Origin of the sequence: Bradyrhizobium tropiciagri (genome assembly GCF_018130505.1) — a bacterium.
Classification (GTDB): domain Bacteria; phylum Pseudomonadota; class Alphaproteobacteria; order Rhizobiales; family Xanthobacteraceae; genus Bradyrhizobium; species Bradyrhizobium tropiciagri_B.
The window spans coordinates 165,189-186,055 of sequence record NZ_JAFCKH010000005.1 but is presented as its reverse complement, the minus strand read 5'-3'; the positions used below and the strand labels follow the sequence as shown (position 1 = coordinate 186,055).

The following is a 20,867-nucleotide window of genomic DNA, read 5'->3' as shown; positions in this document are numbered from 1 at the left end:
ATCCCCGTTCCCCACTGTCGTCGCCGGCGTGGCGGCGGATTGGCTAGGCCACGCTTTCCAGGAACGCCTCTTCCGCGGCCTGGATCGCGTCGGGGGTTCCGACATGCATCCAGACGCCGTCGAGGCGCAGGCCGAACAGCCGTTCCTGCTCATTGGCGCGGTCGAACATCTTGGTCAGCGAGAACTCGCCGGCCGGGGCATCGGCGAACAGCGCGGGCGACATGATCGCGGCACCTGCATAGACGAACGGCACCACCTGGTGTTCCCGCCGCTTGCGCAGCGCGCCGTCCGGCAACATCGAATAGTCGCCGCGGCCGCTATAGCCGATGCTCGAGGCGGTCGGCGCCATCAGCAGCAGGATGTCCATCCGCTCCGGATCGAAGGCTTCCGCGAGCCGTGCCAGGTTGGAGCGCACGCCGTCGATCCACATCGTGTCGGCGTTGAGATGGAAGAACGGCGCCTCGCCGAGCAGCGGCAGCGCCTTCACGACCGCGCCGCCGGTGCCGAGCACCTGGTCGCGTTCGTCGGAGATGATCACGCGCGGGTGGTTGCGCGGCTTGACGTGCTCGATGATCTGGTCGGGCAGGTAGTGGACGTTGACGACGGCCTCGCTCACACCGGCCCCCGCGAGCTTGTCGAGCACATGGTCGAGCAGCGGCTGGCCGGCCACGCTCACCAGCGGCTTGGGCATCGTGTTGGTCAGCGGGCGCATGCGCACGCCGAGGCCCGCAGCGAGCACCATGGCTTTATGGGGTGTAACGGGCATCTTCCGGATATTCTCGGTCATCATCTCTCGGCGCCGATCATATCACGGCGATTCGGCAAACACATAACCCGACGCCATAGTCACCGGACGTGACGTCAGTAAGACGCCGGCCGGCGAGATGCCTAGACGTCGACGGCTTGTGCGCCGCGTCTGGCAGGTTTTTTCTTCTTATCGCCTTGTTTCAGAAAATTGACCCCGATCTGGTCGCCATTGACCCATGCCAGCTCGCAGCGGCGATAGGCCAATCCTGTGGACGACAGCAGCAGGAAAAACTCCTTCAGGTTCAAACCCTCGATCGAGCCATCGACGGAGAGCTTGGCGCCGGTCTCGGACACGTCTTCCATGATGCAGTCGCGGCGCCAGGTGCCGTCGATGGCCATCATGTGCGCCGGAATGCCACGCTCGAACGTGACACGATCGCCCCTGCGTCGTTCCGCCGCCATTTGGTCCCGCTCCAGATCTGGCCCCGTTGCCATGGCAAGTGCCAGTTCCGAGCTTAGGCGGCGGGCGGCTAACAACCGGTAAACCTATGGTAACGGGGGAGGGACGTTGGCCTCGTACCAGTCGCGGAATGTGGCCAGTGCCGGATGCGCCAACGAGCGGTTGAGGTAGGTCCAGATCCGCGGCTGGTGCTTGAGGTATTGCGGCTTGCCGTCGCGCCGGTTGAGGCGGGCGAAGGTGCCGAGCAGGCGGGTGTTGCGCTGCGCCGACATGATCGCATAGAGCTCGGCGAACCCCGCCGGGTCGAAGCGGTCGTCGGTGGCGCGCCGCGTCTTGATGTAGCGGGTCAGGAGCTGCAGCTCGAGGTGTTCGGGCACGTCGATCCGCGCGTCCTGCAGCAGCGACACCACGTCATAGGCGGCCGGGCCCAGCACCGCGTCCTGGAAGTCGATGATGCCGACGCGCAGGATGCCGGTGCGTTCGGCGAGCCAGATGATGTTCGGCGAGTGGAAATCCCTGATCACCCAGGTCTGCACCGCTGTGGCGGGCTTTTCCAGCAGCCCGCGCCACATCCCGAGGAATTCGGCACGCAGCTCCTCGGTCGGCTCGACGCCGCGGTCGGGCAGGTACCATTCCAGCATCAAGCCGATCTCGATCAGCCAGGCATCGATGTCGAACACCGGGATGTCGTAGCTCGCCTCCGATGTTACCGGCAGCGTGTCCGGCAACGCCTCGCGATGCAGCGCCGCCAGCATGTCGGTCGCGGCCTCGTAGCGCTCGGCGATCGGCTGCGGCGGCTCGCCCTCGATCACGCCCTCGCGGCCGAAATCCTCGGTGATGAGGAAGCCGGAGTCGAGATCGGTGTGCCGGATCGCGGGCGCGGAGAAGCCATGCTTGCGCAGCCCGTTTCCGATCGCGACGAACGGCGTGACGTCCTCGGCGAGATGCACTGCGGCGCTATAGGACCTGCCGTTGTAGATCGCCGCGCCATCCGGACGGCGCGGCGAGTTCATCAGGATGACGCTGCCGTCCCCGGTGCGCAGCCGCGCATAGGAGCGGGTCGAGGCGTCGCCCGGCATGCGTTCGCGGCGGGCGGCAAGAAACCCCGCTTGATCCATGAACTGGCGCAGTGCCTGGAGCCGCGCAACCTTGGTCGCCGCCTTGCCGTATCCGGTGATCTCGGCCGCGCGGGCGGTCGATCCGAGCGCCGGACGATGGGTCAACGCGATGTCGATACGGTCATCGGGCATCGCGTCAGGCGCGCGCTCCGGCCATTCGATCAGCGCCACGATGTCGTCGGGCAGCGGCGACAGCCCGATCTCGTCGAGCTCGCTGGCATCGTTGATGCGGTAGAGGTCGGCATGAAGCAGCGCGAATGACGGCAGCTCGTAGCTCTGCGCCAGCGTGAAGGTCGGGCTCGGCACCTCCAGCGTCGCGTCGTCGGCGAGATAGCGGATCAGCGCGCGGGCCGCGGCGGTCTTGCCGGCGCCGAGATCGCCGGACAGCGTGATGACGTCCCCGGCGCCGATCAGGAGCGCGAGATCGGCCATCAGGTCGGCGGTCGCGGTTTCGTTCGCGAGCGGCACCGAGAATGTCGAGGTCGCGATCATTCCGCGGCGTTGCGGTGCGCGGTCTGGTCGACCGGGAAGTCGCAGGTCACGGTGGTGCCCTTGCCGACGATGGAATCGACGCGCACACGCCCTCCATGCAGTTCGACGAAGGAGCGCACCAGCGACAGCCCGAGCCCGGCGCCGCGATGCCGCGAGCCGTGCGAATGGCTCTCGAACCAGTTGAACACCTTGTCCTTCATCTCGGGCGGGATGCCGGGGCCGGCATCGGTCACCGAGAACGTCACGCGGTGCTCGGTGCGCCGCGCGCTGATCGTGACGGTGGCATCGTGCGGCGAGAAGCCGACCGCGTTGGCGAGCAGGTTATAGAGCACCTGCACCACGCGCCGCTCGTCGCCGACGAAGCCGCCGATATTCGGATCAACATCGACCTTGAGCGCGATGCGATCGGTCGCGAGCCGGTCCTGGATGCCTTCGGCAGCGGCCTCGATCGCCTGGGCGATATTGACCGGGCCGAGCTCGAGCTTCATCGCCCCGGCGTCGATGGTGGCGAGGTCGAGGATGTTGTTGGTCAGCGCCAGCAGCGCGTTGGTCGATTTGGTGACGTAGTCGAGATATTCCGCCTGTTTCGGCGTCAGCGGCCCGGTCGAGGGATCGCTGAGGAAGTGGGCGAAACCGATGATGGTGGTGAGCGGGGCGCGTAGCTCGTAGGAGACGTGGTGGACGAAATCCACCTTCATCTGGTCGGCCGCCTCCAGCGCCTCGTTGCGCTCGCGCAGCGCGCGCTCGACATTCTCGGTGTCGGTGATGTCCTGGAAGGTGAGCAGCGTCTTGCCGTCGGGCAGCGGAATCGTCATGCAGTCGACGACGCTGCCGTCCTTGCGCTCCAGCTTGAGCGCGACCTGGGCACGGTTCTCGATCGTGGTCACCGATTCGCGCAGCGTCCGCCAGGCCAGCATGTCGTCGAACATCGGCCTGCACAGCGCTTCCACCGCATCGATATGCGGCTCGCCGTTCAGCGCGTCGGCCGACAGCTTCCACATCTTGGCGAAGGCGGGGTTGAACAGCTCGGCACGGCCGTTGCTGCCGAACACCGCGACGGCTTCGGCCAAATTGTCGAGGGTCTCGCGCTGTACCCGCGTCAGGCGGTCGAAGCGGCGGGCGAGGTCGAGGCTCTCGGTGACGTTGTCGAACAGATAGGTGACGCCGCCCTCGAGGTTCGGCGTGGTGACGACGCTGAGCGCGCGGCCGTCCGGCAGGAACCAGGTGTAGGTCTCGGATTCGACCGCGCGATAGGCCTCGTGCAACTTGGCCTTCCAGGCGCGGAAGTCCGGCTGCTCCGGCAGTTTGCGGTTGGCGCGCAGCCGGTCGAGGATGCTGGAATCGTCGGGGTTGCTGTCAAGGAAGGCCTGGTCGAGCCCCCACAGCCGCCGGTAGGATTCGTTGTAGAAGGTGAGCCGCCGGTCGGCGTCGAATACCGCAACGCCCGACGACAGCTGGTCGAGCGTGCGGCGGTGCGCCTCGACCATCCGCACGATCGCCGCGCGCAGCGCCGCCGCCTCGCTGGCGTCGATGGCGATGCCGGCGCTGCCGCCGCCAAGCTTGAGCGCCTGCACGTCGTAGATCCGCCGCTCGCCCTTGACGACGATCGGCAGCCGCGCGGCATAGCTCGCATTGTCGTTGAGCGCGCGCGCCAGCTCGGTGCGCTGCTCGCTTTCGAGCAGTTCGAGATTGCGCTGCAGCGCGTCGCTGACGCTCTTGCCCTCGGTGGCGCGGACATAGGCGGTGTTGGCGTAGCGCAGTTGGCCTTCGAGGCTCCTGGCCCAGATCGGCCACGGCGCGGCGGCGGCGAAGTCGCGCAGCAGCTCGGTCTCTTCCTGCAGCGTCTTGTAGCGCAGGTTGGATTCGGCGAGGTCGCGGCGCAGGCCGCCGAGCTCGCGGATCCGGACGATGGCCTGGCCGCCGATGGCGCGGCCCATCGCCTCGATGGCGCGGCCGGCGGACGTGGAGAGGTTGAGCAGGAACGCCTCGCCCTTGTCGCGCAGCGCGTCGACGGCGTGGTCCATCTGCAGCGCCGGCTCCGGCGGCAGCCAGGTTCCGAAGGCGAGGATGCGTTGCGGCGAGCTCTCCTGCGACATCACCAGCGAGATGTCGCCCGAGATCTGCGGGCGGTTGTCGCCGGCGGCCCAGGAGATCAGCACCTGCGGTTCGACGAACAGCAGCGCGCGCAGCCGGTCGGTCTGCGCCTGCAGGTCCGAGATCTCGGAGCGCAGCCGCTCGTCGCTGCGGGTGGCGCGTACCCGGGTGCGCATCAGCAGGATCGCGGCGACCGCGGAGAAGCCGACCAGCGCGAACGAGGTCGCGAGCACCGCGACCTCCTGGTGGTTGAGCCCGAAATAGTTCGACATCGCCTGGGTCAAAAACCCCTGCGCGGCGTCATCGGCGGCGTAGGCCGATGTGACCGGCAGCAATGCGGCGGTGGCGAGCCCGATCATGCCGTCGCGCGCCAGTGAGGTGCATGACAGCAGGGTTCGACGCATCGCCGCGACTACGCCCGACATATGTTGCCCCAGACGCACAATTCCCTGGCACGATCCGGAAAAGAGAGACCGGTATTCCCGCACGACCAGCGCGTAGCGCTTGTGCGAGGATCGTGCCCAGGCAGGACCCAAATAACCCGACGAAGACCCCCCGTCGTGCTCGAATCAAACCAGAATAGTCCCAAGCGGACTCGGCGAGTAAGAGTCCAGACCGTGAACGCAGAATCGGCTGTGAAAAAATGCGCATCGCGGCGCAAATTTTACGCGAATTGACTCCGTATTTGCGCGGAGTCGGCCTGCGCTAGCGCCCGGTCGAGCCGAAGCCGCCGCTGCCGCGCGCGGTTGCGGACAGCACGTCGACCGGAACCAGCTCGGCACGGGTCACCGGCGCGATCACCATCTGCGCGATGCGCTCGCCGCGCCGGATCGAGAACGCCGCCTGGCCGTGATTGATCAGGATCACATTGATCTCGCCGCGATAGTCGGCGTCGATGGTGCCGGGCGAGTTCAGCACGGTGATGCCGTGCTTGGCGGCAAGCCCGGAGCGCGGCCGCACCTGCGCCTCGTAACCGGGCGGCAACGCGATGGTCAGCCCGGTCGGAACCATCTCGTAGCGTCCGGGCAAGAGGATCAGCGGCGCCGATTGCGGTACCGCGGCGAGCAGGTCGAGCCCGGCTGCGTCGGCGGTCTGGTAGGCCGGCAGCAACAGATCGTAGCCGTGCGGCAGCTGGTGGACCTCGACCTTGACGATGGCGCTCACGATGCGGTCCCCACGCTTCTTGCGATCCGCGACACCAACGCGGCCGCGACTTCTTCCTTGGTCATCACTGGCCAGGAGTCGACGGTGACCTCCTTGCCCTCACGCGCCAGCAGATGGACGGTGTTGCGGTCGCCGCCCATCACGCCGGTGGCGGGCGAGACGTCGTTGGCGACGATCCAGTCGCAGCCCTTGCGCGCGAACTTCGCCTTGGCGTTCTCGATCAGGTGCTCGGTCTCGGCGGCGAAGCCGATCACGAGCGGCGGCCGCTTCTCCTTCAGCTTCGAGATGGTGGCGAGGATGTCGGGATTTTCCACCAGCTGCAGCGGCGGCATGCCGGCGGTGGTCTTCTTCAGCTTCTGGCTGCCCTCGCTGGCGACGCGCCAGTCGGCGACCGCGGCGGCGAAGATCGCGACGTCGACCGGCAGCGCCGCCTCGACCCGGTGCAGCATGTCGCGCGCCGATTCCACCCGCATCACCGCGATACCGGAGGGATCGTCGAGCTCGACCGGGCCGGCGACCAGCACGACGTCGGCGCCGGCGGCGTGTGCCGCGGCGGCGATGGCAAAGCCCTGCTTGCCGGAGGAGCGGTTGGCGATGTAGCGCACCGGGTCGATCGCCTCATGGGTCGGGCCTGCCGTGACCAGCACGCGCTTGCCGGAGAGCGGCTGTGCCTTCGGTGGCCGCAGCATGCGGTCGGCAGCGGCGGCGATCTCGGTCGGCTCAGCCATCCGCCCGACGCCAGCCTCGCCAGCCTCCGCCATCTCGCCGGCATTGGGGCCGACGGTGTGGACGTCGTCGCGGCGCAGCTGCAGCACGTTGCGGCGTGTCGCCGGGTTATTCCACATCAGCGGGTTCATCGCCGGCGCCAGCAGGATCGGCCGGTTGGCGGCGAGCAGGATCGCACTGGCGAGATCGTCGGCATGGCCCTGCGCCATCTTGGCCATCAGGTCGGCAGTCGCCGGCGCCACCACGATCAGGTCGCACTCCCGCGCTAGGCGGATATGGCCGGCGTCGAACTCGCTCTCGGCATCGAACAGGTCGGTGTAGACGCGCTCATGCGACAGCGCGCTGGCCGCCAGCGGCGTGACGAATTGCTGGGCCGCCTTGGTCAGCACGCAGCGGACCTCGATGTGCCGCTCCTTGAGCCGCCGGATCAGGTCCAGCGCCTTGTAGGCCGCGATGCCGCCGCCGATGATCAGGGTGATGCGGGGTTCCCCGGCCGAGCTGGCGGGCCGTGGCGCTGGGGCAGTACTTACGGCGGGAATGCCCTCAGCGGGCTCGACGCGGCCATCCGCAAGGTCGCGGAGGATGACCCGGACCTCTTCCTCGACCGAACGGCCGTTTCTGGCGGAGCGCAGCCGCAGATAGGCCTTCAGCTCGTCGTCGAGTTTGCGGATGGTCAGGCTGGCCATGGCATGCGCCCTCAGATGTGCTAGCGATGCTAGCACGGTATGCATGCAATGCAATCAGATCTTAGTGGCCGCGGATCGCAAAGAAGATGCCGATCAGGGCGACCGCAATGACCCACAGGCCGACGGTCTGCAGCCGTGCCTTGCGCGCCTCGGCGCGGGCCATCTCGTCGATCGTATCCGACGACAGCATGTGACCCTCGCGGGTCATGGTCTCGAGCTGCTCGAGCACCGTCATGGCGCGGGTCGCGATTGACGGCAGGCTCGCTGCCACCCGGCCGAGTTCGCCCGCGCCCGCCATCGCGCCCTGGATGCGGCCGAGCGGGCCGAGATTCTGTGCGATCCATTCCCGCACCACCGGATCGGCGATCTTCCAGATGTCGAGCTTGGGATCGAAGCCGCGCGCCACGCCCTCGACCACCACCATGGTCTTCTGCAGCAGGATCAGCTCGGGCCGCGTCTGCATGTCGAACAGGCCGGTGACCTCGAGCAGAAGCGTCAGCAGCTTCGCCATCGAGATTTCCTCGGCGGTGCGGTTGTGGATCGGCTCGCCGATGGCGCGGATGGCCTGCGCGAAATTCTCCACCGAATGATGGCCCGGGACGTAGCCGGCCTCGAAATGCACCTCGGCGACGCGGCGATAGTCGCGGGTGATGAAGCCGAGCAGGATTTCCGCAAGGAAGCGCCGCTCCTTGGCGCCGAGCCGGCCCATGATGCCGAAATCGACCGCAACGAGCCGGCCGGAGTCGTCGAGGAACAGATTGCCCGGATGCATGTCGGCGTGGAAGAAGCCGTCGCGCAGCGCGTGGCGCAGGAAGCTCTGGATCACCTTGCGGCCGAGATCGGGCAGGTCGACCCGGGCCTCGGCAAGCCGGGCGTGGTCGTTCAGCGCGATGCCGTCGATCCACTCCATCGTCAGCACGTTGTGGCTGGTGCGGTCCCAGTCCACCGTCGGCACGCGGAAGTCCGGATCGTCGCGCGTGTTCTCGGCCATCTCGGACAGCGCGGCCGCTTCGAGCCGCAGGTCCATCTCCATCGCGACCGATCGCGACATCGTGTTGATGACCTCGATCAGCCGCAGCCGCCGTGCCTCGGCGGAATGCGCCTCGGCATTGTGTGCGACGAAGAAGAAATCGCTGAGGTCGCGGCGGAAGCGCGAGGCAACGTTGGGCCGGAGCACCTTGACCGCGACCTGGTGCCGGACGCCGTTACGCTCGACCTCGCCACGATGCACCTGAGCGATCGAGGCGGCAGCCACCGCCGGGCCGAGATGAACGAACACCTGCGACAGCGGCCGTTCCAGCGATTGCGTCACGACGGCTTCCGCCTCGGCCTGGGAGAACGGCGGCAGCCGGTCCTGCAGCGCTTCGAGGTCGCGCGCCATCGCGACGCCGACGACGTCGGGGCGGGTGGCGAGGAATTGTCCGAGCTTGAGATAGGCGGGCCCGAGCCGGGTCAGCGCGCGCGTCAGCCGCGGGCCGGACTTGGCGGTGCGGCGCTCCACCAGCCGCGCGAGCTTCAGCGCGAGCTGGCCGGGCGGCGGCACCAGCGAGGGATCGACGACACCGAACACGCCCTCGCGCGCAAACACGAAACCGGCGCGGGCGAGGCGCGTAATGTGGGTCAGTGCGGAGATCACAAACGCCAGCCCGAATGCAGCGCCACGATGCCGCCGGAGAGGCTCTGCCACTTCACGCGGGCGAAGCCGGCGGCGCCGATCATCTCGGCAAACGCGCTCGGCCGCGGGAATTTGCGGATCGACTCGACGAGATATTGGTAGGACTCGGCATCGCCGGTGACGGCGCGGCCGAGCGGCGGGATCACCTTGAAGGAGAACAGATCGTAGATCCGGTCGAGACCGGGCACGTCGACGGTGGAGAATTCAAGGCACAGGAAGCGGCTGCCCGGCTTCAGCACGCGATAGGCCTCGCGCAGGGCGAGGTCGATCTGCGGCACGTTGCGGATGCCGAAGGCGATGGTGTAGGCGTCGAACGAGCGGTCGGCAAAGCCGAGCTGCTCGGCGTTGCCTTCGACGAACGACACGCGGTCGTCGAGATGCCGCTTGGCGGCGCGCTCGCGGCCGACCGCGAGCATGTCGCCATTGATGTCGCAGACCGTGGCGCGGAAGCCGGCGCCCGCCGCCTTGGCGGCGCGGAACGAAATATCCCCGGTGCCGCCGGCGACGTCGAGCAGCGCAAATGGCCGGTCGCCCTTCGGCGGATCGAGCGCCGTGATCATGATGTCCTTCCAGACCCGGTGCAGGCCTGCCGACATCAAGTCGTTCATCAGGTCGTAGCGCGACGCCACGCTGTGAAACACGTCGTTCACCAGCGTCTGCTTCTCGCCCAGGGGCACGTCCCTGAAGCCAAAATGGGTGGTTTGATCCGGCCGATCCATCAACGCTTTACTCTTACCTTTTTGGTCGCGTTTTCTTCACGCGAACCGGTGTCCACTTCGCTCGAAAACGCTCCAGCCAAACCATAGCGCGGCGGCCGCAATGGCGCTATCACGTCACTTCCAAAAGGTGAATGCCTCCATGCCGGAATTACCCGAAGTCGAGACTGTCCGCCGCGGCCTGCAACCGGCCATGGAAGGCGCAAAAATCGTCAAGGCCGAGGCCCGCCGCAAGGATTTGCGGTTTCCCTTTCAAAAAGACTTTATCGCCCGCCTCGAGGGCCAGACCGTCACCGGGCTCGGCCGCCGCGCCAAATACCTGATGGCGGACCTGACCTCCGGCGACGTGCTGCTGATGCATCTGGGCATGTCCGGCTCGTTCCGCGTGCATAAGGAAGACGCCGGCGCGACGCCGGGGCAATTCCATCATCCGCGCAGCGACGATCGCGCGCATGATCACGTCGTGTTCCACATGTCGTCGGGCGCGGCCATCGTGTTCAACGATCCGCGCCGCTTCGGCTACATGAAGATCATCGCCCGCAACGCGATCGAGGACGAGCCGCTGCTGAAGGGGCTCGGCCCCGAGCCGCTCGGCAATGAATTCGACGCCGCGATGCTGGCGCGCTCCTGCCACAACAAGAAGACCAGCCTGAAGGCGGCGCTGCTCGACCAGCGCGTGGTGGCGGGACTTGGCAACATCTATGTCTGCGAGGCGCTGTTTCGCGCTCACCTGTCGCCGCGTCGATTGGCCGCGACGTTGGCAACGAAGAAGGCCGAGCCCACCGACCACGCCAAGCGGCTGGTCGACGCGATCCATGCGGTGCTGAACCAGGCGATCAAGGCCGGCGGCTCCTCGATCAGCGACCATCGATTGACCAACGGCGATCTCGGTTATTTCCAGCATTCGTTCCAGGTCTACGACCGCGAGGGCGAGACGTGCCGAAGCAAGGGCTGCGAAGGCATCGTCAAGCGCTTCGTTCAGAACGGCCGTTCGACGTTCTGGTGCCCGAAGTGCCAGAAGTAGGTTCGTTGCAACAACAATAACAACAACAAGGGAGATCGAACCATGAGCGGCGACTGGCGGGATCGCGCGGCGACGAGTTTCGAGTGCCAGAAGCAAACGGCGTCCGGCAGCCGCGGCATGGTGGTGAGCAATCATCCGCTGGCCTCGGCTGCGGGCGCGGAAATGCTCGCGGCCGGCGGCAACGCCATCGATGCGGCGATTGCGACGTTGTTCGCGCTGACGGTGGTCGAGCCGATGATGGTCGGAATCATCGGCGGCGGCATGGCGCATATCCGCCTCGCCGACGGCAGCCATCGCTTCATCGACGGGCAGAGCACGGTGCCGAAGGCGGTGCGGCCCGATACCTACACGTCGAAGCCTGGTTCGGCGCATGACGTGTTCGACACGGTCGGCAACGAGAATCTGAACGGGCCGAAAGCGGTTGCCGTGCCGGGCTCGCTGAAAGCCTGGTGTGAGACGCTGCGCCGCTTCGGTACCATGAGTCTCGCCGACGTGATGCAGCCCGCGATCAAGCATGCCGCGCGCGGCTATGCAGCGACGCCTTACCTGCATGAATGCATCACCGACGGCGCCGAGGAGATGCGCAAGGACAAGCCGATCTCGGCGATTTACCTGCCCAACGGCACACCGCTGAAGCCCGGCGAGCGCGTGGTGCAGTCGGAATATGCCGAGACGCTGAAATACATCGCCGACCATGGCGATAACGCGCTCTATGAAGGGCCGCTCGGCGATATCCTCGTCGACTACATGAAAAAGAATGGCGGTTTCATCGCGCGCGAGGATCTCACCAGCTACAAGACCGTCGAGCGCGCGCCGATCCGCGCCGATTATCGCGGCTGGGAAATCCTCGGGCCGCCGCCGCCGGCCGCGTCAGGCGTGCACATCACGCAGATGCTCAACATCCTCGAAGGCTACGACGTCGCGCAGCTCGGCTTCGGCACGACTGAGACGATCCATTACCTTGCCGAGGTGCTGAAGATCGCCTTTGCCGATCGCGAGGCGGCGAGCGGCGATCCCGCCTACATCAACGTGCCGGTCGAGCGGCTGACCTCGAAGGCCTATGCCGAAGAGCGTCGTAGTGCGATCGATGCTGACCGCGCGCAGGCCTGGGGCGCCGGCGTCGCGCAGCTCGAAAGCGCGCACACCACGCACATGACCGCGGCGGATGCGTTCGGCAATGTGGTCGCGACCACGCAGACCATCAACAACCTGTTCGGCGCCAAGATCTTGATCCCGGGTCTCGGTACGGTGCCGAACAATTACATGAACCTGTTCGATCCGCGGCCGGGGCACGCGCTGTCGCTCGCCGCCGGCAAGCGCGTCACCACCTCGATGTCACCGATGATGGCGCTGCGCGACGGCAAGCTCGTCTATGCGCTCGGCCTGCCGGGTGGAAAGCGCATCTTCCCGAGTGCGATGCAGGCGCTGATCAACCTGATCGATCACGGCATGAGCCTGCAGGAAGCGGTCGAGGCGCCGCGGGTCTGGACCGAAGGCAACGCGCTCGAGGTCGAGCAGGCGGTGCCGGAGGCGGTCCGCGCCGCGCTCGCTGCGAAGGGCCACAAGGTGCAGGTGGTGGCGACGGTCGCCGGCGGCATGAATGCGATCCAGTTCCACGCCGACGGCACGATGTCCGGCGCAGCCTGCTGGCGCGCCGACGGCACGCCGGTCGGCATCGCGGGCGGTCTGGCGCGCGCCGGGGTCAGGTTCGCGTTGCGGTGAGCAAAGCTGGTCGGGCTCCCTCGCCCCGCGCTCTTGTCCGCCGAAGCCCGCCTTCGGGCGAAGGCGGATGCGGGGAGAGGGTGGGGTGAGGGGCTGTTTCCGCGAGTTGTGAGCGTGGTGAGACCTGTACCCCCTCACCCGGATTGCATCTGGTGATGCAATCCGACCTCTCCCCGCAAGCGGGGCGAGGTGAAGTGAGCCTTCGTAGCCCGGATGGAGCGAAGCGAAATCCGGGACCGGTCCTGCCACTCGTGAGAGCTGCCCCGGATTGCGCTTCGCTCCATCCGGGCTACGGAATTCTTACTTCCTGACGCAGATCACTCGTACCACCGCGGCCTTGGCGTCGGCCGATCCGCCCGACGCGTCGACGCCGTGGGCTTTCAGAAAGCCGCGCACCGTATCGGCCGGCACCAGCGCGGCCTGCGCCGGCGGCGTCGCACCCGCGGGGCCTGCGACGAGTACCGGTTTGAGCACCGCGATCCCGGCGAACTTGCCGCCGCCGTCGAGGGCTGCCGCGCCGGAGAAGCCGACCGCCGGCGCTGGTGACAATGCCGAATCTCCTCCGCCGCCGAGCTGCGCGACTGCGGCCTTCACACTGCTCGCGGCGGCGCCGCCGCCCTGGCTCTGCGGATCGGCGATGCCGGTGATGTCGAGCGCGGTCTGCGTCGCAGTGCCGGCGATGTTGAGCGGCTTCAGTCCGCGCGCGCCGTAGATGCGCAGCAGCGCAAGATCGTGCTCCTTGTCCTCGGCGATGCGGTCGGCATTGCCGTAGGGTGGGATCGTCAGCGCGATGCAGTCCGCGGTCGCCACGCGATCGGTGACGATCGCGCCGTCATCGCTGACCACGACGCCGGTGCCGTATTCCACCGTCTTGCGCGGCGGCGGGCCGGCCACCACGCCCGATGGAAACGCGTTGAACGCGCTCGACATCGCGATCACGATTGGCTCGACGCTGGTCTGCATCGCCTGGTCGTAGAGGATGGTCAGGATGCGCACCTCGTCACCCTTGAAGGTGCCGCGCAGATAGAACTTCTTCAGCCCCTGCGTGCCCGACAGCACGAAGAAATCCGGCTTCACCACGGTGTAGTCGACGGTGCGGCCGGCCGGCTCCTTCTTCTCCTGCTCGGCGAGCTTTGCGGTGACGGGGCCCGCTTCCTTGCGCCGCGTTAGCAGCACCTGGACGGTTCCCGTCGGCGACGTCCATTTCGCGCCTGAGGCGTCGCTGGTGAGCTGCGGCACCAGCTTGGTCGGAACGCCCAACCGCGCGCCGGTGGCGGGCTCGGTGACGATCTTCCAGCCGACATTGTCCTGCCGCTTGCGCGCGGCGTCGGCGAGCGCGCCGCGCTCCTGCGGGTTCAGCACGCCGGTCGGCTTGCCGCCGCGCTTCTTCTGGAATTCCTTGATCGCATTGACCATGCGCTCGCTGACGTCGCCGGTAATCGCGCCGTTATATTCGCCGACCCAGGCGAGATCTGATTGCAGCGCCAGCCGCTCGGCCTGCGTCATGCCGCCAGCGGTATCCTCCGGCTTCTGCACCGCCGGGCGGATCGGCACGGTGGTCACCGTCTTCGGCTTGATCCCGGCCGCGGGCGGGGTCGTCTGGGCTTGCGCAGTGCCCAAGGGACCGGCCATGGCTGCGACCATCAAGGTTGCCGAAAGCACTGATCTCATGACAAATCCGCCCATTGACGTCCACGCAAACAAGCACATCTGCTTGGTCGACACCAACCGCGCCCGGGTTCAGGGATAGCGCGCAGGAATTGATGATGCTGAGTGCCGACGAACTCGAACGCTATGCCCGCCACATCGTGCTGCGCGAGGTCGGTGGTCCCGGCCAGAACGCGCTAAAGCAGGCCTCGGCGCTGGTGATCGGCGCCGGCGGCCTCGGCGCGCCGGTGCTGATGTATCTGGCGGCTGCCGGCGTCGGCAGGCTCGGCGTGGTCGACGACGATATCGTGTCGCTGTCCAACCTGCAGCGCCAGATCATCCACACGACGCCCGATATCGGCAAGCGCAAGGTCGACAGCGCGGCGGCGCAAATTCAAGCGCTCAATCCGCATGTGACGTTCGAGGCGCATGCCATGCGGCTCGACGCGCGAAATGCGATGGCGCTGATCGCGAACTACGACCTCGTGCTCGACGGCTCCGACAATTTCGAGACCCGCTATCTCGTCTCGGATGCCTGCTTCCTCGCCAAGAAGCCGCTGATCACGGCGGCGCTCGGCCAGTTCGACGGCTCGCTGACCACGATCCGCGGCCATGAGAAGAATGCGGCCGGCGAGTTCAATCCGACCTATCGCTGCCTGTTCCCGGAAGCGCCGCCGCCCGGCACGGTGCCGGCCTGCGCCGAGGCCGGCGTGATGGGTGCGCTCGCCGGCGTGCTGGGATCGATGATGGCGCTGGAGGCGATCCGCGAGATCGTCGGCTTCGGCGAGGGCCTGGTCGGTCGCCTCCTGATGCTGGATGCGCGCGCGATGCGCTTCGAGACGCTGCGCTACGCGCGCGATCCGCAGAACCCGCTCAATGGTGATGCGCCCGGCATCACCGATCTGAGCGGGCATCTCTGAGGTCAGGACGCGGTCGCGGGCTTCTCGCTGTCCATGTGCCGCAGCTGCTCTTCCGAATAGCGGCCGCCGGCGGCGACGCCGGGCGGGAACGCTTCGGCCAGTGCGGCAAGCTGCGCCTCGGTCAACCTGACATCGAGCGCGCCCAGCGCCTCGGTCAGCCGCTCGCGCCGCCGGGCGCCGACCAGCGGCACGATGTCGTTGCCCTGCGCCGCCACCCAGGCAATCGCGACTTGCGCCGGCGAGGCACCGATCTCCTCGGCGATGCCGCGCAGCCGATCCGCCAGAGCGAGGTTGGCATCGATGTTCCCGGCCTGGAAGCGCGGGCTCAGCGCACGAAAGTCCTTGGCGCCCGAACGGTCCTTCGACCAGTGTCCGCTGATCAGGCCGCGCGCCAGCACGCCATAGGCGGTGATGCCGATGCCGAGCTCGCGGCAGGTCTTCAGGATGTCGTCCTCGATGCCGCGCGAGATCAGCGAATATTCGATCTGCAGGTCGGCGATCGGATGCACCGCATGGGCGCGGCGGATGGTGTCGGAGCCGACTTCAGAGAGGCCGATATGCCGGATCCATCCGGCCTTGATCATGTCGGCGATCGCGCCGACGGTGTCCTCGATCGGCACGTTGGGATCGAGCCGCGCCGGGCGGTAGATGTCGATATGGTCGACGCCGAGCCGCTGCAGCGAATAGGCGGCGAAATTCTTCACTGCGGCGGGCCGGCTGTCATAGCCGAGGAAGCCGTAGTTGCGGTCGCGCAGCGCACCGAACTTGACGCTGATCTGCACGTTGTCGCGGCTGCGGCTCTTGAGCGCCTCGCCGATCAGCATCTCGTTGTGGCCCATGCCGTAGAAATCGCCGGTGTCGATCAGCGTGATGCCGGCGTCGAGCGCGGCATGGATGGTGGCGATGCTCTCGCTGCGGTCGGCCGGGCCGTAGAAGTCGGACATGCCCATGGCGCCGAGGCCGATCTGCGAAACATTGGGGCCGGTGGAACCGAGTTTGCGTGTATCCATGGTGGTGCTTCCCTCGAACGTCGCGGCGGAAAATCCGCCGCCGGATGACGCGGTTGATATGCGTCCGCGCGTGCGGGCAGATAAGCTGGACAATGGCGAATGGCTTGTTCACTATATCGAACAATGCAAGATTTCGACCTTCGCGACCTCGACGCCTTCGTGGCGGTGGCGCGCACGCGCAATTTCCGGCGTGCCGCGCTGGAGCAGCGCGTCTCGGTCTCGAGCCTCAGCCAGCGCCTGCGCGACATGGAGGAGCGGCTCGGCGTCCGCCTGATGAACCGCACCACGCGCAGCGTCGCGCTCACCGAAGCCGGCGAGCTGCTGCTAGCGCGCGTCGCGCCGGCGATGACCGTTGTCGGCGATGCGCTCGACCAGGTGCGTGGCCTGCGCGCCGTGCCGTCGGGGCGGCTGCGCATCAACGCGCCGCCGCCCGCGGTCGACCTCGTGCTGGCGCCGATGATCGGGCCGTTCCTCGAAAAATATCCGAGGGTCGAGTTGGAGATCGTCGCCGAAACCGCCTTCGTCGACATCGTCGCCCAGGGCTTTGACGCCGGCGTGCGCTATGGCGAGCACCTCGCGCAGGACATGATCGCGGTGCCACTGGGCGCACCGCAGCGCTACGCGGTCGTGGCCTCGCGCGACTATGTCGCCAGGCACGGCCGGCCGATGCATCCCAAGGATCTCTTGAAGCACGCCTGCATCCGCACCCGCTTCAGCAACGGCGTGATGTTCGACTGGGAGTTCGAGAAGAACGGCCGCCTGGTCAAGGTGTCGCCGCCGGCGAAGCTGATCGCCACCTATCTCGGCCTCGCCCTGCGCGCGGCCCATGACGGCGTCGGCTACTGGGCGACCTTCGAGGGCTATGTCCGTTTCGGCGTGAAATCCGGCGCGCTGGTCAGCGTGCTCGACGACTGGTGCCCGCCGTTCGACGGGCCGTTCCTGTATTACCCGAGCCGCCGCCAACCGCCGCCTGCGCTCGCCGCCTTCGTGGCGTTCGTCACCGACTGGCGCAAGCAGGCGCGGCGGAAGACGTAGGCAAGCTAATACCACATCGTCGTCCCGCTGCGGACCGAAGCCTACTTTGCATGGGGTTGTTTTCCCCATTTTGGCAGGGGGAAGTAGGACCCTGACCACAGAGTGAAGTCGCGTCCCCACTCACCGCTGTCATCGCCCGGCTTGACCGGGCGATCCAGTACGCCGAGGCTTCTCGGCTCAACCATGACTGCCTCTGGAATACTGGATCACCCGGTCAAGCCGGGTGATGACACCGCGTTGTTGGGCATGGGGCGTAGCCCGGATGGAGCGAAGCGCAATCCGGGGCCGCTTCATCCGCGGAGAGCCTGTCCCGGATTTCGCTGCGCTCCATCCGGGCTACAAGGGCTACAGCATGCTGGGCAGCACGCGGTCCGGCGGCTTGTGGTTGTCGAGGAAGGTGCGGATGTTGATGATCACCTTCTCGCCCATCTCGACGCGGCCTTCGATGGTCGCCGAGCCCATATGCGGCAGCAGCGTCACCTTGCCGGCCTTGGCGAGCCGCACCAGCTTCGGGTTCACCGCCGGCTCGTGCTCGTAGACGTCGAGCCCGGCGCCGCCGACCTCGCCGGCTTCGATCAGCTTGATCAGCGTGTCCTCGTCGATCACCTCGCCGCGCGCGGTGTTGACGATGTAGGCTTCCTTGCGGATCAGCTTGAGCCGGCGCGCCGAGAGCAGATGGAAGGTGGCCGGCGTGTGCGGGCAGTTCACCGAGATGATGTCCATCCGCGCCAGCATCTGGTCGAGGCTTTCCCAGTAGGTCGCCCCGAGTTCGTCGGCGATCACGGGCGCCACCGGGCGGCGGTTGTGATAGTGGATCTGCAGGCCGAAGGCGCGGGCGCGGCGCGCCACCGCCTGGCCGATCCGGCCCATGCCGATGATGCCGAGTCGCTTGCCGCCGATGCGGTGGCCGAGCATCCAGGTCGGCGACCAGCCCGCCCAGTGCTTGCCGTCGGTCAGGATCGAGGCGCCCTCGATCATGCGCCGCGGTACCGCGAGGATCAGCGCCATGGTCATGTCGGCGGTGTCCTCGGTCAGCACCTTCGGCGTGTTGGTGACGGTGATGCCGCGCGCATGCGCCGCCGCCACGTCGATATTGTCGACGCCGTTGCCGAAATTGGCGATCATCTTCAGCTTGCAGTCGGCCTGGTTGATCACGTCATCGCGGATCAGGTCGGTCACCGTCGGCACCAGCACGTCGGCGGTGCGCGCCGCTTCCGCGATCTGCTCCGGCGTCATCGGCGTGTCGTCGAGATTCAGTCTGGCGTCGAACAGCTCGCGCATCCGGGTCTCGATCGAGTCCGGCAGCTTGCGGGTGACGACGACGAGAGGCTTTTTCTTTACCGACATGTCCTGCTTTCATGAACTCCGCGGCCTGCAAAAACCAAGCCGTTCAGGGCTCATTAACCGGGTTGCTCGACACTGCTGATCGCCGCGCTGTCCCGGCGTTTCCTTCGCGTTTCCTAGGGTTCCCCGACACTTGCCCGCCGTTTGGCTTGCGGAAAGTTCGGGCGTTCTGGTTCTTAAAGGCGTTCCGTCCTCTCTAGCAGAAGGCCGGGCCAAGACAAGAACCCCTCGGACGCGTGCTCGGGGATGGGTGCGGCGAGAGGGGGCCTGAAATCCTCAGGCGTGGATTTGGGTTGCAACCCGCCGAATGCGGGTTGGGCATCTCGGCAGGAGACGAGTTGATGGTGGTGGCGTTCTGGCGTTTCGGTTCATTGGTCGCGCTGGTCGGGTCGATGCTGGGCGCGTCGGTCATGCCGGGACATTCGGCCAAGGACACCAGCCCCACCACCAGCGGATTGCCGATCCCGCGCTATGTCAGCCTGAAATCCGACCATGTGAATGTCAGGGCCGGTCCGACCAAGGACAATGACGTCGCCTGGGTCTACACGAGGGCCGGGCTGCCGGTCGAAATCACAGCCGAATTCGAGAACTGGCGCCGGGTGCGTGATTCCGAGGGCTCCGAGGGCTGGGTCTACCACTCCCTGCTGTCCGGCCGCCGCACCGCCGTGGTCACCATGAAGAACAAGGACGATCTGGCCTCGCTCTACGATCGTCCCGACGCCACCAGTGCCATCGCGGCGCGGCTGCAGGCCGGCGTGGTCACGCAGGTCAAGAAGTGCAGCAACAGCTGGTGCCGCGTCACCGGCAACGGCTTCGACGGCTGGATCGAGCAGCAGCGCCTGTGGGGCGTCTACGCCGACGAGAAGGTCGACTAGGTTTCGCGTCCCGAAACGACAATGGCCGGGACGAGCCCGGCCATGAACAATCGAAGCAGCGGTAAGCGGTTCAGCGCTTCTTGCGCAGCCGAACCACCATGTCGACGCGGGAAACTTCGTAGCCTTCCGGCACGTCCGGCATCTTCGAGAGCATCATGGTCGAGTCGTGGATATCGACCAGCTCGTGATTGTGCTCGAGATAGAAGTGGTGATGCGCCGAGACGTTGGTGTCGAAATACGTCTTGGTGCCGTCGACGCTGACCTGGCGCAGCAGACCGGCGTCGGTGAGCTGGTTGAGGGTGTTGTAGACGGTCGCCAGCGACACCGGAACCTTGGCCAGCGTGGCTTCCTCGTACAGCATTTCAGCGGTCAGATGGCGAGCGCCCTTGCCGAACAACAGCCAGCCCAGCGCCATGCGCTGACGGGTCGGCCGCAGGCCGGCGGCCTGCAACATCTCGTTGACGTCGTGCCACGGGCAGCCGGTCAGGGCCGGGTGGCCAGCGCCACGCGCGGCCAGATGCACGGCATCATCCTTCACAGCCGGTACTTCGTCGTTCATATCCACTCTATGCACCTAACTCAGGCAATATTCCTGATACATATAAAAAGGATGCCTACCAGATGCAAGTTTTTCGCAACTAGAACGAATCCAAGTTGCAAGAGAAACCTAAGGCGAGGCGGTAATTTATCACCTGAATGCAGCTTTGCCGCCCTGTTAGGCCTATGTTAGAGAGCGCGCGGACCACATATGCGCTTTCGGCAGAGATCAAGGGCCGGTAGCGTACCCAGGTAGCGCCTGATGGCGGGATGTTGCAAGTTCCCGTCCGAGGTAAGGTCCGGCTCAAGCCAAGGCGCTTCATCGGGACATTGAGAGGTTGAACGAGGATGCTGGATCGGCGCGGCGGTTACGAATATGAGGATTTGCTGGCTTGCGGCCGGGGCGAGCTGTTCGGTCCCGGCAACGCCCAGTTGCCGCTGCCGCCGATGCTGATGTTCGACCGCATCAGCCAGATTTCCGATACCGGCGGCGAATTCGGCAAGGGGCTGGTGCGCGCCGAGCTCGACGTGAAGTCCGACCTCTGGTTCTTCGGCTGCCATTTCAAGAACGATCCGGTGATGCCGGGCTGCCTCGGCCTCGATGCCATGTGGCAAATGGTCGGCTTTTATCTCGGCTGGATCGGCGGTGAAGGTCGTGGCCGGGCGCTCGGTCTCGGCGAACTGAAGTTCTCCGGCCAGGTGCTGCCGCACGCGCGCAAGGTTGTGTACAACATCGATATCAAGCGCGTGATGCGGTCTAAGCTTGTGCTCGGGATCGCCGACGGGTGGCTTTCCATGGATGACGAGATTATCTATCGCGCCAAGGACTTGAAGGTCGGGTTGTTCAAGCAGGGCACGGCGCCATCTTGAGCAGG

The 20,867-nt window shown here is 66.5% G+C and carries 18 protein-coding genes; 6 read left to right on the top strand and 12 right to left on the bottom strand.

The annotated features are described in order from the left end of the window. Positions 1 to 43: 43 nt before the first annotated feature. The 8 genes from JQ633_RS14490 to ubiE form a co-directional block, all read right to left on the bottom strand. Positions 44 to 766: a nucleotidyltransferase family protein gene (locus JQ633_RS14490; RefSeq protein WP_211985718.1), complete on the bottom strand. Its 723-nt coding sequence runs from the start codon at positions 764 to 766 to the stop codon at positions 44 to 46. Positions 767 to 888: 122 nt separating this feature from the next. Next, positions 889 to 1,209 (bottom strand): PilZ domain-containing protein, encoded by a 321-nt coding sequence (locus tag JQ633_RS14485; RefSeq protein WP_211985717.1) that lies wholly within the window; start codon positions 1,207 to 1,209, stop codon positions 889 to 891. 84 nt (positions 1,210 to 1,293) lie between these two features. Then, the gene (gene tsaE / locus JQ633_RS14480) at positions 1,294 to 2,817 is read right to left on the bottom strand and encodes a tRNA (adenosine(37)-N6)-threonylcarbamoyltransferase complex ATPase subunit type 1 TsaE (RefSeq protein ID WP_211985716.1); all 1,524 of its coding nucleotides are present in this window, start codon (positions 2,815 to 2,817) and stop codon (positions 1,294 to 1,296) included. Further along, positions 2,814 to 5,336, bottom strand: coding sequence for a sensor histidine kinase (locus tag JQ633_RS14475; protein ID WP_211985715.1), 2,523 nt, complete (start codon positions 5,334 to 5,336; stop codon positions 2,814 to 2,816). Before JQ633_RS14475 ends, tsaE begins: the two co-directional genes overlap by 4 nt. 280 nt (positions 5,337 to 5,616) lie before the next feature. After that, positions 5,617 to 6,075 carry a dUTP diphosphatase gene (dut, locus tag JQ633_RS14470; RefSeq protein ID WP_211985714.1) on the bottom strand — a complete coding sequence of 153 codons (459 nt, stop codon included), beginning with the start codon at positions 6,073 to 6,075 and terminating at the stop codon, positions 5,617 to 5,619. Beyond that, positions 6,072 to 7,487 (bottom strand): bifunctional phosphopantothenoylcysteine decarboxylase/phosphopantothenate--cysteine ligase CoaBC, encoded by a 1,416-nt coding sequence (gene coaBC, locus JQ633_RS14465; RefSeq protein ID WP_211985713.1) that lies wholly within the window; start codon positions 7,485 to 7,487, stop codon positions 6,072 to 6,074. Before coaBC ends, dut begins: the two co-directional genes overlap by 4 nt. A gap of 61 nt (positions 7,488 to 7,548) precedes the next feature. Continuing rightward, positions 7,549 to 9,123, bottom strand: a complete 1,575-nt coding sequence (gene ubiB / locus JQ633_RS14460; protein WP_211985712.1) for a 2-polyprenylphenol 6-hydroxylase — start codon at positions 9,121 to 9,123, stop codon at positions 7,549 to 7,551. Beyond that, positions 9,120 to 9,881, bottom strand: a complete 762-nt coding sequence (gene ubiE / locus JQ633_RS14455) for a bifunctional demethylmenaquinone methyltransferase/2-methoxy-6-polyprenyl-1,4-benzoquinol methylase UbiE (protein ID WP_211985711.1) — start codon at positions 9,879 to 9,881, stop codon at positions 9,120 to 9,122. The genes ubiB and ubiE overlap by 4 nt, the downstream gene beginning before the upstream one ends. A 139-nt stretch (positions 9,882 to 10,020) precedes the next feature. On the opposite strand from ubiE, the gene mutM reads away from it, so the two are divergent. Together mutM and ggt are read left to right on the top strand one after the other, a co-directional pair. After that, positions 10,021 to 10,902 (top strand): bifunctional DNA-formamidopyrimidine glycosylase/DNA-(apurinic or apyrimidinic site) lyase, encoded by an 882-nt coding sequence (mutM, locus tag JQ633_RS14450; protein ID WP_211985710.1) that lies wholly within the window; start codon positions 10,021 to 10,023, stop codon positions 10,900 to 10,902. Between the two features lie 42 nt (positions 10,903 to 10,944). Beyond that, positions 10,945 to 12,624: a gamma-glutamyltransferase gene (gene ggt, locus JQ633_RS14445; RefSeq protein ID WP_211985709.1), complete on the top strand. Its 1,680-nt coding sequence runs from the start codon at positions 10,945 to 10,947 to the stop codon at positions 12,622 to 12,624. A 300-nt stretch (positions 12,625 to 12,924) separates the two neighbouring features. Here ggt and JQ633_RS14440 read toward each other — a convergent pair whose 3' ends face one another. Continuing rightward, entirely contained in the window at positions 12,925 to 14,295 is a 1,371-nt protein-coding gene (locus JQ633_RS14440; protein WP_211985708.1) for a peptidoglycan-binding protein, read from the bottom strand. A gap of 95 nt (positions 14,296 to 14,390) precedes the next feature. Here JQ633_RS14440 and JQ633_RS14435 point away from each other — a divergent pair, with 95 nt between their 5' ends. Further along, on the top strand, positions 14,391 to 15,191 hold the full coding sequence (locus tag JQ633_RS14435; RefSeq protein WP_211986063.1) for a HesA/MoeB/ThiF family protein: 801 nt from the start codon (positions 14,391 to 14,393) through the stop codon (positions 15,189 to 15,191). A 2-nt stretch (positions 15,192 to 15,193) separates the two neighbouring features. Here the strand turns inward: JQ633_RS14435 and JQ633_RS14430 are convergent, their stop codons facing one another. Then, positions 15,194 to 16,201, bottom strand: a complete 1,008-nt coding sequence (locus tag JQ633_RS14430; protein WP_211985707.1) for an aldo/keto reductase — start codon at positions 16,199 to 16,201, stop codon at positions 15,194 to 15,196. A gap of 123 nt (positions 16,202 to 16,324) precedes the next feature. Here JQ633_RS14430 and JQ633_RS14425 point away from each other — a divergent pair, with 123 nt between their 5' ends. Beyond that, complete coding sequence (locus tag JQ633_RS14425; protein ID WP_211985706.1) at positions 16,325 to 17,236, top strand: LysR family transcriptional regulator; 912 nt, start codon at positions 16,325 to 16,327, stop codon at positions 17,234 to 17,236. 345 nt (positions 17,237 to 17,581) lie between these two features. On the opposite strand, the gene JQ633_RS14420 is transcribed toward JQ633_RS14425, so the two are convergent. Beyond that, positions 17,582 to 18,583 carry a 2-hydroxyacid dehydrogenase gene (locus JQ633_RS14420; RefSeq protein WP_211985705.1) on the bottom strand — a complete coding sequence of 334 codons (1,002 nt, stop codon included), beginning with the start codon at positions 18,581 to 18,583 and terminating at the stop codon, positions 17,582 to 17,584. A gap of 344 nt (positions 18,584 to 18,927) precedes the next feature. On the opposite strand from JQ633_RS14420, the gene JQ633_RS14415 reads away from it, so the two are divergent. After that, positions 18,928 to 19,455, top strand: a complete 528-nt coding sequence (locus JQ633_RS14415) for an SH3 domain-containing protein (protein WP_211986062.1) — start codon at positions 18,928 to 18,930, stop codon at positions 19,453 to 19,455. Positions 19,456 to 19,525: 70 nt separating this feature from the next. Here JQ633_RS14415 and irrA read toward each other — a convergent pair whose 3' ends face one another. Beyond that, on the bottom strand, positions 19,526 to 20,014 hold the full coding sequence (gene irrA, locus JQ633_RS14410) for an iron response transcriptional regulator IrrA (RefSeq protein ID WP_283812779.1): 489 nt from the start codon (positions 20,012 to 20,014) through the stop codon (positions 19,526 to 19,528). Between the two features lie 326 nt (positions 20,015 to 20,340). Between irrA and fabA the strand changes: the two genes are divergently transcribed. Beyond that, the gene (gene fabA, locus JQ633_RS14405) at positions 20,341 to 20,862 is read left to right on the top strand and encodes a bifunctional 3-hydroxydecanoyl-ACP dehydratase/trans-2-decenoyl-ACP isomerase (protein ID WP_211985704.1); all 522 of its coding nucleotides are present in this window, start codon (positions 20,341 to 20,343) and stop codon (positions 20,860 to 20,862) included. The last annotated feature ends 5 nt before the right edge of the window (positions 20,863 to 20,867 follow it).